Origin of the sequence: Gallintestinimicrobium sp., from assembly GCF_046968865.1 — a bacterium.
Lineage (GTDB): Bacteria > Bacillota > Clostridia > Lachnospirales > Lachnospiraceae > Gallintestinimicrobium > Gallintestinimicrobium propionicum.
In genome coordinates this window covers 19,911-31,159 of record NZ_JBKVPW010000025.1, presented here as the reverse complement: position 1 = coordinate 31,159, position 11,249 = coordinate 19,911, and the positions used below count along the sequence as shown (strand labels likewise).

Annotated in this window: 12 protein-coding genes; 11 read left to right on the top strand and 1 reads right to left on the bottom strand. The window is 49.9% G+C overall.

What is annotated here, in order from left to right; all coding sequences use genetic code 11:
• Nucleotides 1-974: glycoside hydrolase family 3 C-terminal domain-containing protein (locus ACLTOQ_RS15590; RefSeq protein WP_412319897.1), on the top strand; the 974-nt coding region annotated here is incomplete at its 5' end.
• 69 nt (nucleotides 975-1,043) lie between these two features.
• Here the strand turns inward: ACLTOQ_RS15590 and ACLTOQ_RS15585 are convergent.
• Nucleotides 1,044-2,438 (bottom strand): helix-turn-helix transcriptional regulator, encoded by a 1,395-nt coding sequence (locus ACLTOQ_RS15585; protein ID WP_337562977.1) that lies wholly within the window; start codon nucleotides 2,436-2,438, stop codon nucleotides 1,044-1,046.
• 231 nt (nucleotides 2,439-2,669) lie between these two features.
• Between ACLTOQ_RS15585 and ACLTOQ_RS15580 the strand changes: the two genes are divergently transcribed.
• The 10 genes from ACLTOQ_RS15580 (at nucleotide 2,670) to ACLTOQ_RS15535 (ending at nucleotide 11,249) form a co-directional block, all read left to right on the top strand.
• On the top strand, nucleotides 2,670-5,012 hold the full coding sequence (locus ACLTOQ_RS15580) for a type I phosphomannose isomerase catalytic subunit (RefSeq protein ID WP_337562976.1): 2,343 nt from the start codon (nucleotides 2,670-2,672) through the stop codon (nucleotides 5,010-5,012).
• 142 nt (nucleotides 5,013-5,154) lie between these two features.
• A complete protein-coding gene (locus ACLTOQ_RS15575; RefSeq protein ID WP_337427814.1) occupies nucleotides 5,155-5,985 on the top strand; it encodes a purine-nucleoside phosphorylase in 831 nt (276 codons plus the stop codon).
• A gap of 105 nt (nucleotides 5,986-6,090) precedes the next feature.
• Nucleotides 6,091-6,567, top strand: coding sequence for a cytidine deaminase (gene cdd / locus ACLTOQ_RS15570; protein ID WP_337598506.1), 477 nt, complete (start codon nucleotides 6,091-6,093; stop codon nucleotides 6,565-6,567).
• Between the two features lie 74 nt (nucleotides 6,568-6,641).
• Nucleotides 6,642-8,372, top strand: a complete 1,731-nt coding sequence (locus ACLTOQ_RS15565) for a MutS-related protein (RefSeq protein WP_412319896.1) — start codon at nucleotides 6,642-6,644, stop codon at nucleotides 8,370-8,372.
• Between the two features lie 69 nt (nucleotides 8,373-8,441).
• Nucleotides 8,442-8,921: a ribonuclease HI gene (gene rnhA, locus ACLTOQ_RS15560; protein WP_021915742.1), complete on the top strand. Its 480-nt coding sequence runs from the start codon at nucleotides 8,442-8,444 to the stop codon at nucleotides 8,919-8,921.
• Between the two features lie 65 nt (nucleotides 8,922-8,986).
• A complete protein-coding gene (locus ACLTOQ_RS15555) occupies nucleotides 8,987-9,151 on the top strand; it encodes a hypothetical protein (protein WP_021915740.1) in 165 nt (54 codons plus the stop codon).
• Nucleotides 9,152-9,256: 105 nt separating this feature from the next.
• A complete protein-coding gene (locus tag ACLTOQ_RS15550; protein WP_412319895.1) occupies nucleotides 9,257-9,418 on the top strand; it encodes a hypothetical protein in 162 nt (53 codons plus the stop codon).
• Nucleotides 9,419-9,500: 82 nt separating this feature from the next.
• Nucleotides 9,501-9,632, top strand: a complete 132-nt coding sequence (locus tag ACLTOQ_RS15545) for a hypothetical protein (RefSeq protein ID WP_337598503.1) — start codon at nucleotides 9,501-9,503, stop codon at nucleotides 9,630-9,632.
• Between the two features lie 82 nt (nucleotides 9,633-9,714).
• The gene (locus ACLTOQ_RS15540) at nucleotides 9,715-10,230 is read left to right on the top strand and encodes a hypothetical protein (protein WP_021915738.1); all 516 of its coding nucleotides are present in this window, start codon (nucleotides 9,715-9,717) and stop codon (nucleotides 10,228-10,230) included.
• Nucleotides 10,231-10,244: 14 nt separating this feature from the next.
• Nucleotides 10,245-11,249, top strand: coding sequence for an asparaginase (locus ACLTOQ_RS15535; RefSeq protein ID WP_021915737.1), 1,005 nt, complete (start codon nucleotides 10,245-10,247; stop codon nucleotides 11,247-11,249).

Genomic DNA, 11,249 nt, shown 5'->3' with positions numbered 1-11,249 from the left:
TGGAAGAGGCCGTAAAAGCGCAGGCAGATACGACAAACATGAGCTTCCATGCAGGTTCCCCGATGCTTGGTTCTGACATCCGTCTGGAGGGCTTTGGTGAAGCGATGGAGCAGTTCCATACACCGGAGGAAGAGGAGACAATGCTTCTTGAGGCTGTAAACGCAGCAAAGGAGGCCGACGTTGTCGTTCTTGCGATCGGTGAGGACCGTTTGCAGTCCGGCGAGGCAACCAGCAACGCGAATATCCGTATCCCGGAAATCCAGCAGAGACTGCTTGAGCGAGTTTCTAAAGTCAATGAAAACGTTGTCGTTGTTCTCTTCAACGGCCGTCCGCTCGACCTGCGGGATGTCGTATCGAAAGCAAAAGCCGTTCTTGAAGTATGGATGCCGGGTACCGAAGGTGCCAATGCAATCGCAGACGTCGTTTTCGGTGCATACGCTCCAAGCGGTAAGCTGACCATGAGCTTCCCGTATTCCGTAGGCCAGGTGCCGGTTCACTACAACGAGTATTCTACCGGAAGACCGCATGTACCGGGCAAGGATAAAGACCGCTTCCGCTCCAAATACCTCGATATCCCGAATGCACCGCTGTTCCCGTTTGGATATGGTCTTGGCTATACGAGCTTTGAAATTTCGGACGTAACGCTGGACAAGACGGAACTTGGAATGGAGAATGAAATCAAAGCCTCTGTGACCGTGAAAAATACTGGTGATACGGCAGGAACTGAAACCGTACAGCTTTACATCCACGACGTAGCTGCATCTGTGGTACGACCGGTCAAAGAGCTGAAAGATTTCCGTAAAGTAACCCTCCGGCCCGGAGAAGAGCAGAAAGTCGAATTTACTATCAATGAAAAAGAACTCCGTTTCCTGACTGAGAACGAGCGTGTAGAAAGTGAGAATGGCGTCTTTGAAGTCTTCGTCGGAAGCGATAGCACGACAGAGAACAAAGCAGAGTTTGTACTGAAAAAATAGGAATATATAAGAAAATGTGAAACGCCAGCCCAAAAGAGCGAAAAGGATTCGCCTTTCGGGCTGGCTTTTTCATTTCTGATGTTTCATCAGGGTGGCATATCGAAGGAGCTGTTTTCGGGAGGAAACCCCCAGCTTGTTGTAAATATTCTTATTGTGAAATTTCAATGTGTTTTCTGTAATGTTTAGGATCGTGAGAATTTCCTTTGCATTTTTTCCATCCAGATACAGATCAAAGACCTTTCGCTCTGTTGGGGTGAGCTGATGAATTCCCTTCAAAAAATATTGAAAATCATCGGGATCGATCTCTTGCTGTCTGGAATAAGCAAGTCGGGCAATTCCCTTCTGTGCGGATCCCAGATCGTTGCTGACCTGTTCCAGCTTGCCTTGCAGCTGTTGCTGTTTGCTTTGAGCCTCCAGCCGCTCCTGATTTAAAGCGGATAAAGCTGCCGCGTGGTCCTGATCCTGTTTTGCAAGGAAGGCAAAGAGATCCTCGATTTCCAGAACAGGAGACTCTTCCTGTGCCAGATCGGTGTTTGCTTTAATCTGCTCTAAGCCTTTTAATATGGGTGCGACATATTTTTTGCTGGTCCAAAGAACGGAGATCAAAATGAAAAAAGAAGCGATAAACAGGAATGCGGCAATTTTGAGCCGTACTGTCTGCACAAGCGCATGATATTCTGCGGCGGGAAGCATGACGGCAACCATATGGTCCGTGGCTCCGATGGTTATCTCCTGAATTTTGCCGATAAATTCCGTATCTTTGCTACGGAAGGTGGTCAGATCTGCCTCGTTTTCAAGGAAAAAAGTAGGATCAGCGGGAGGAGAATAACCGGATTGATTTCCGGCAATCTGACCGGTATAATGATCGCCTTCTTCTGTCAGCAGAGCACCAAAAATATGCGCCTGTCCGCTGCCCAGTGTTTTGAGGGAAAGGGAGAAATATAAACTGCTGATCTCATAGCCGCATACACCGATCGTGGTTCCGTAAGCATCCAGGATAGGTACACAGAAAAAACGGACGCTTTCCCAGGTGTCGGGCAGCTTATAAACAGGGGTAAGAAAGTAGGAGTCGGATGAAGCTTCCTTTTTGTCAGACATTAATTTGTCAATTTCCGGAAAAGAGCCCGCCAGTGTCTCCAGCTGCCATGTACTATGGAGGTTAATGTCCTTTTCCCGGGCGATCGTGGAAAAACCGCGAAAAAGGCAAACTTCATTATGGATCGTGTTTTCCGCATAAATATTTGCATACTTCAGATACAGTCCGCTATAGCTTTTATCCGGCAGGCTATCGTTGACGGTGGTGTTTAAAAAGTAAAATGCACCGCTGCAGGGTGCAAGCAGCATATTGGTGTGGACAACCTCAAAAAGCCTGCTCTGCAGGGATTCCAGTGCATCGGGAGTATTGCGGAGCTGGTCGAAGGTGATTTGGGCATCTGTAAGTTCATTTCGGACAGCTGCAGACAACTGCTTGGAAAAAGCAAATGTGTAGGCGGCCTGATTGTTGCTCTGGTGCTCCCTGGGGGTGAGAATATGAAACGATGCAGATTGGGCCTCATACTGGTACTTCTTCTGTTTTTGCCCTGCCCAGATAGGGACATAAAAGCGGCAGTATAAAAAACCTACGTTTTGATACCCTTGTTTTTAACCACTATTTCGATTATAGTATAAGGAAGAAAGCACGAAAGGTGGACAATTATGAAATGTATTGTACTGGCAGGCGGAAGAGGTGACAGACTCTGGCCGCTTTCCCGGAAAAATTATCCGAAGCAGTTTATCTCGTTGGATGGCAGTCATTCGATTTTTCAGGATACGATTGCCAGAAATATGGCATACTGTGATGAGTTTGTAGTGGTGACAAACCGGGAGTACCAGTTTATTGTAGAAAATCAGCTCAAAGTATTTCAGGGACTGACCTGGAGATTGGTTCTGGAGGAAGAAGCGCGTAAGACGACAGCAGCAATTTTGCTGGCATGTCTGGAATTTCCACTTTCAGAGCTTATTTTTATTGTACCCTCCGATCATCTGATCCAGGGGGAAGCTTACAAGGATGCGATCAACGAAGCGGGTGTGCTGGCGAGAGAAGGCAGTCTTGTTACATTCGGAATGCCGGTCCGGACGGCGGATACCCGGTATGGTTATATCTGCTGCAATGGAAACCATGTGGAGAAATTCGTGGAGAAGCCGGATGGAGCGCAGGCGCAGAAATACCTGCAGGATTCCAGATATCTGATCAACAGCGGGCTGTTTTTATTTAGAAATGGGGACTTCTTGCAGGAAGTCAGGCTGCATTCCCCGGAGATCATTGGAGCGTGCGAACGTGCGTTTGAGGATAAGCTGATCGAAAAAGGCAAACATATCTTTTACCGAAGAGAGGTCCTGGAGCAGATTCCGGCGCAGGCGATTGAAGAAACAGTATTTGAAGAGACGACACGCTGCATGGTTGTAAAGGCCGGATTTGTCTGGCAGGATATTGGAAGTCTGGAGGATCTCGGAGAAGAAGGACTGATTTCTGAAAAGGATTCCAGGCAGGCGCAGTATAACTGCGACAATACGCTGATCATCAACCGTGGCAGCCGCAGCATTGTTGTGGCGAATCAGTTGGAAGATATCACGATCGTCAATACAGATGATGCGGTTTATGTCGGCAAAAAAGGTGCGTCCGAATCGTTAAAGGATCTGCGGCGGGAAAATCCCGCACTGCAAAGCTATTTTGACATGGGACAGGTGATCTATAAGCCTTGGGGCACTTATGAGATTCTGTCGGCGGCGCGTCAGTACGTTGTGCGGAAGGTTGTGCTGACACAGGGGCGTACGATTTATGCTCACAAGCATGCGAGACGGACGGAGCACTGGATCATCGTCAGCGGGCGTGCACGAATCATGCTGGCTGGAGTGGAAAAAGAATACGGCAGCAACGACAGCATGGAAATTCCGGAAAATACCGTCCATCAGATTTCTAATATCGGTGACGTACCCCTTGTCTTTATGGAAATTTCTACCGGTGAAGAGGTTATGGAACGTGACCTGATCTCCGTGGAGAGCCGGGATCTGAATGAAGCGGAGCTGGGTTACAGGACAGAACCGTTTGTAAAACTGCAGCCTGCATTTAAAGACTATCTGTGGGGCGGCACAAAGCTGAAGGAACACTATGGCAAGCATTGTGACTATGACAGTATTGCAGAAAGCTGGGAGCTGTCGGCACATGAAGCAGGACAGAGCATTGTAGCGTCCGGACGGTACAAAGGCCGTCTGTTTGCAGATTATCTGTCGAAAATCGGGCGGGAAAACTGTGGCTGGAAATGCCAGTCGATTGAGCATTTTCCGATTCTGGTCAAGCTGATTGACGCGAAAGAAAACCTTTCTATCCAGGTGCACCCTGACGATGATTATGCCCTTTCCCGTGAAAATGAGTACGGTAAAAACGAAATGTGGTATGTCTTAGAGCACGAAGAAGGCGCCGGGATTTACTGCGGCTTCAAGCAGGATATGACACGGGAACAGGTGCAGGAGGCGCTTACGGACGGCTCGATTTTGTCGCTGCTAAACTGGATTCCGGTCGAGAACGGGAAAGCCTACTATATTCCGGCAGGTACGGTGCATGCCATCGGCAAGGGCGTTGTTGTCTGTGAAATTCAGCAAAGTTCCAACTGTACCTATCGTCTGTACGACTATAACCGTACCGACCGTTACGGTAACCGCCGCCAGCTGCATGTGGAAAAGGCGCTGGAAGTCATGGATTATCATCGATACGAGCTGCCGCAGTTCCAGGATGAGACGGTTGTGAAGGATACTTATACCTGCCGGATCCTGAGCAGATGCAAATATTTTGAATGCGCAAGCTATCAGATTCACGGTACGGCAGAGCTGCCTGCCTATTCGGATTCCTTCAGCAGTCTTGTATGTGTCAAGGGCAGCGGAATCCTGTACAAGCAGGATGAAAAAATGCAGTTTTCTGCGGGCGACAGCTTCTTTGTTCCCTGTTCCGGAGAAAAAATCCGGGCGGAGGGAGACTGCGAGCTGATTCTGACGCATATCTGATGGAAATAGAAAATCAGGACGCTTTCGCTGTCCATAGCAATGAAGTAGCATCAGGCGGTTTTACGATCGCAGCAAAACAATAGAATGCACGCTCTGCGAGCATTCTATTGCCATGAATAAAATTGCCGGAAAAGAGGACATTATGCAGAACGTATATGAAAAGCTTATCAGCTGTTACGAAAGCATTCGGGAAAAGATTCCGTTTACACCGAGGGTTGCGCTGGTGCTCGGTTCGGGGCTTGGCGACTACGCGGAGGAAATTCGGGTGGAGGCAGAGCTGGATTACCATGAAATCGACGGTTTTCCGGTTTCGACTGTGCCCGGACATGCGGGAAAATTTATTTTTGGATGGATCGGATCAGTTCCGGTGGTGTGCATGAAAGGAAGAGTTCATTTTTATGAGGGCTATCCGGTTTCGGATGTGGTGCTGCCGATCCGGCTGATGAAGCAGATGGGAGCAGAGCTTTTGTTTCTGACAAATGCCTCCGGCGGGATCAATCCGTCGTTTTCTGCAGGGGATCTGATGCTGCTGACGGATCACATTTCTCTGTTTGCACCCAATCCGCTGATCGGGCAGAATTTTGACGAATTGGGAGTACGGTTTCCGGACATGACGCAGGTATACGACCGGAAGCTGCAGGAAATTCTGAAAAAAACAGCGGCAGAGCAGAAGATCGCTTTGCAGGAGGGCGTGTATGCGCAGTTGACGGGACCTTCCTATGAAACACCTGCAGAGGTGGAACTGCTGCGCAGGCTCGGCGCAGATGCAGTCGGCATGTCGACTGCGGTGGAAGCGGTCGCAGCAAACCATATGGGAATGCGTATCTGCGGAATTTCGTGTATCAGCAACCTGGCAGCGGGCATGACAAAACAGCCGCTCAGCCATGAAGAAGTGCAGGCAGCAGCAGACAGCGCTGCACCGAAGTTTCAAAAGCTGGTGACGGAGAGCATTCAGGCTTTTTACCGGGAGTGAGGGGAAGATTGAAAAATAACATTTTTCAATCACGAGATTTGTGTCTGCGCGCACTTGACACAAACTCGGTATGCGCAAAAAGCGTGCGCAGAAATGAGGGGAAGTATGGAACAAACACAGATTGACGACGTACTCTGCAGGCGTCTGATCGCAGCTGCGCTGGAAGCCAGAAAGCGTTCCTATGCGCCGTACTCCCATTATCATGTCGGGGCGGCGCTTTGGACACAATCGGGAAAGCTCTACACCGGCTGCAATATTGAAAATGCAGCCTATACGCCGACCAACTGCGCGGAGCGCACTGCGTTTTTTACAGCAGTCGCGGCGGGAGAACGGCAGTTTTTGGCGATTGCAATCGCAGGAAGTCCGGCGGAAATAGATGAAAACGGCGGAAGAAAGATCGGAAAGCTCACGCAGGCAGCCTGGCCCTGCGGGGTATGCAGACAGGTGATGGCAGAGTTTTGTGATCCGGATTCGTTTTTTATCGTTGTTGCAGAAAGCGAGAGCGATTACGAAATCCGCACGCTTCGAAAACTGCTTCCGGAGGGCTTTGGTTCGGGAAATCTGGCGGATTGTATACAATAGATTGTGCGCGGAGCATTTTAATCTCCGGACCGGAATAGAATCTCAACGACAGGAGAAAAGAGGAACAAACTTCATTGGAATATGCAATTTTATTCGCGGCGCTCTTGGCGGTAGCTGCTGTTATGTTTTTAAAAGGACTCTGGGATCAGCACAGAGCGCAGAAATGGAACCGGGAACAGCTGCGAAAATCCTTTGGAAAAGCCGGCAGGACAGAATATGCAGATGGAGAGGTAAATGGAATTGTCCGATATTTTGAAAAGCATCCAAAGGATTTCCAGATCGATGATATCACCTGGAACGACCTGAACCTGGATGAAATTTTCCTGCGGATGAACAGCACCTGCAGCTCGGCGGGGCAGGAATATCTCTATGCGATGCTGCGCAGTCCGTCATTTGAGGAAAAAGAGCTGCAGGAGCGGGAGAAACTGTTGGAATTTCTGGAACAGGACGAGGAAATGAGAGTCCGGATGCAGGAGATTTTTTTCAAAATCGGAAGAACCGGGAAATATTCCCTGTATGACTATATGGACTTTCTGGACGTGCTGGGAGAGCGTAAAAACGGCAAGCATCTGTTGGTTGATCTGCTGTTTTTTCTTGCGATCGCAGCAGCTTTTGTCAGTCCGCCGCTTGGATTGTGTGGTGTGAGTGCGGTGATGTGTTTTAATATCACAACCTATCTGAAAGAAAAGAAGCAGATCGAGCCGTATCTGACCAGCTTTCACTATATTTTCCGGCTGATCCGCGGGGCGGAGGAGCTTTCCGGAATTCATGCACAGCAGCTGGAGGGAAGACTCAGCAAGGTTCGAAAGCTGTTGCCACAGTTTGGAAAACTGAACAGAAGTGCGTCACTTGGGATGCGTACGTCGAGCGGCGATCCGATGGGTATCGTGGCGGATTATATCAATATGATGCTGCATCTGGACATCATCGGATTCAACATCATGCTGCATGCGGTGCGGGAGCAGACGGAAAATATTGACCGACTTGTGACGATTGTGGGGGAGCTGGATGCGTTGATTGCAGCGGCGGGATTTCGGCATTCTCTGCCCGCCTGGTGCGTGCCAAAGCTGACGGCAGCAGAAACGGTGGCGGACGGTGCAGCACATGGCGCTGCGGAATCCTCCGGGCAGCATTTTGAAGCTGTGTCCCTGAAGCTGGAGCAGTTGTACCACCCGCTGCTCGCCGACCCGGTCAAAAACGATATCAAAACGACAAACGGCGTTCTCCTGACCGGCTCCAATGCGTCGGGGAAATCCACTTTTTTAAAGGCAGTCGCCCTGAACATGATTCTGGCGCAGACGATTCACACCTGCTGTGCGGATCATTGTCAGAGCAGCTACTGGCGCGTGATGACCTCGATGGCGCTGCGCGACGACCTTGGCAGTGGAGAAAGCTATTATATCGTAGAAATCCGTTCCTTGAAACGAATTTTAGATGCGGCGCAAAGCCCGGGTGCACCGGTGCTGTGCTTTGTGGACGAGGTGCTTCGCGGTACGAACACAGTGGAACGGATTGCGGCCTCCACACAGATTTTAAAGAGCCTGCATAAGCCCGGCGTGTGCTGCTTTGCGGCAACGCACGATGTGGAGCTGACAGGACTTCTGGAGGCAGAATACGACAATTATCATTTTGAAGAGCAGATTGCAGACGGGGATATTTCTTTCCCGTATCTGCTGATGCCCGGGCGTGCGACTTCGAGAAATGCGATCCGACTGTTGGAAATGATGGGCTACAGTGAAGAAATTATTAAAAAAGCGGATGATCAGGCGGCGGAATTTTTAAAAACCGGTGTCTGGAAAGCGTGAACGTGCAGCGCAAAAACGCATGTCCGTGCTGCGCATGCTATGCAAAAAAACAAAAAGGAATGAAAAACAATGCAGAATGTAACACTATATACAGATGGCGCGGCAAGAGGAAACCCGGACGGACCGGGGGGCTACGGCGCAGTTTTGCAGTTTGTGGACAGCCAGGGCAATCTGCATGAACGGGAATTTTCTGCGGGCTATATCCGCACGACCAACAACCGGATGGAGCTGATGGCGGTGATCGCCGGTCTGGAAGCGCTGACAAAGCCGTGCCGGGTGGAAATTGTTTCCGATTCGAAATATGTGACGGATGCGTTTAACAAAAAATGGATTGACGGCTGGCTGAAAAAGAACTGGAAGGGCGCTTCCGGCCCGGTTAAAAACGTCGATCTCTGGAAGCGGCTTCTGGCGGCGGCACAGCCCCATGAGCTGCATTTTACCTGGGTAAAAGGACATGCCGGGCACCCGGAAAACGAGCGGTGCGATCATCTGGCGACGACGGCTGCGGACACGAATGCGGTTCTGACAGATCCCGGGGTACATGGTTGACGCAGACAGCTTTTCAATGCTACAATAGGGCATAACAGAAAAATTTAGCGAATGGAGACGGATCTATGGGAAATCTGGTTGCATTTATCAATTCATTTATATCGTATCTGCTTGTGTTTGTTGTATTTGCAGCTGTGATTATAGCTGCAGTGAAGGTCGGCATTACCGCGCGCCATAAAAAGGATGCAAAGGATGCGCAGAACGCGCAGAGTGCAGACGCACAGGAGTAAAATATTCGTTACAGTTCACTCGTACCCTTTTGCGTTCAGATTTCGTGCTTGCACGAAAATCTGAACGCAAAAGGGTACGAAGGGAGCGCCATTTTATGAGCAAAAATGAGCTGCGAAGCAGCGGAGAGCATCGAAGATGCGCTTTTGCGAATGGCGCGGGTGAACTGTAACAAATATTCTGCGCAGAATTACACTGCGGTAGAATCAGACGTAGTTAAAACACGAACCGGCATCGGGCACTTTGTCTGCTGCCGGTTCGTGTTGTGACGGCGGGAAAACAGTGCATGGACGCGTAGGATAAAAGCTGTGGCACAGAGCCGTTTTGGAAGAACAGGAAGATGGAGGCAGTATGACGCAGGAAAAGCAGGTTCCGGAAACAGAGGTTTGCTATGGAAAGATTTACCGTCCGGAAAGAGCGGTAAAGATTATCAAAAAGGACGGGAGCAGAGGCAGAGGTGATTTTACACTGCGGCGACTATGAGACGGATGAAGAACTCTGATAGAAAAATAACCGACTGCAGGCGTACAGAAAAGGTGCGCAGGCGAGACAGCAGGAGAAGAATATGAAAAGAATTGCAGCATTTGAAAAGGTGAGCTTTGCACAGTACGAAAAGGATTTCGCGGACGCGTTCCCAGGCCATGAAACGGCGGAAATCCGTGCAATTTATGATGATATTACAAAACCAAAACGGGCGACAGCGGGAAGCGCAGGCTATGACTTTTCTGCACCGGTGGCATTTGTGTTAAAGCCGGGCGAGACGATTAAAATCCCGACCGGAATCCGTGCGCGGATGGACGAGGACTGGGTGCTGTGCCTGTTTCCCAGAAGCGGACAGGGCTTTAAGTACCGTTTGCAGCTGAATAATACCGTCGGAATTATCGACAGCGATTACTATAATTCCGACAATGAAGGACATATCATGGCGAAGCTGACGAACGATTCCAACGAGGGCAAGGTGCTAGAAATCCATCCGGGCGAGGGCTTTTTGCAGGGGATTTTCATGCCGTATGGCATCACGGAGGATGACGAGGCGGACGGAGTCCGCAATGGCGGATTTGGAAGCACGGACAGACGCTGAGAAACGGGGAACGTATGAAAAAGCGAATTTTATTGCTGACAACCGGCGGGACGATCGCCTCACAGGATGGCGGGAACGGTCTGGCACCGGTGCTGTCCTCCGACGATTTTTTGGATTATATGAAAGAATTTGAAGATGTCTGCGAGTTAGTTCCATACGAGGTCTGCAGCATTGATTCGACAAATATGGAAGCCTCGTGGTGGTTGAAGCTGGCGGGACTGATTCAGAAAAACTATACGTTATACGACGCGTTTCTGATCTGCCACGGGACGGATACGATGGCGTATACGGCTGCGGCGCTTTCCTATCTGATTCAGAATTCTGTCAAGCCGATTGTCCTGACCGGTGCGCAGAAATCGATTCTGCAGGAAATCACCGACGCACGGAAAAATCTGCACGACAGCATCCGGTGCGCACTTGACGACCGAAGCCGGGACGTTATGCTGGTGTTTGACGGCAAAATTATTGCGGGAACGCGGGCGAAAAAGACGGCGACCTTCAGCTATAATGCATTTTCCAGCATCAATTTTCCGGTGCTTGGGCAGATTCACGACAACACGGTGGTCTATTATATCCAGAAGGATATCTGCGGTCCGGTGCGTTTCTTTAACCGGATGGATCGGAAGGTGTTTTTGTTAAAACTGACACCGGGGATGTCCACGGAGATTATTCCGCATATTTTGAGCGTGTATGACTGTATTATTATTGAAGGCTTCGGTGTCGGTGGATTGCCGGATCGTCTGCGTCAGGCGCTTTTGGAGGAAATGCAGCATTACAAGGCGCATGAAAAGATCCTGATCATGGCGACGCAGGTGACGTATGAGGGCAGCAGCATGGACACCTATGTGGTGGGTCGCGCAGCGCGGGAGCAGCTGCCGTTTCTGGAAACCTACGACATGACGCTGGAAGCGGTGCTTGCGAAGATCATGTGGATTCTGGGTCTGCACATGGAAGACCGAAAGGAAATCGAGCGTCTCTTTTACAAAAAGATCAATTACGATCTGTTTCGAAACGAGTAA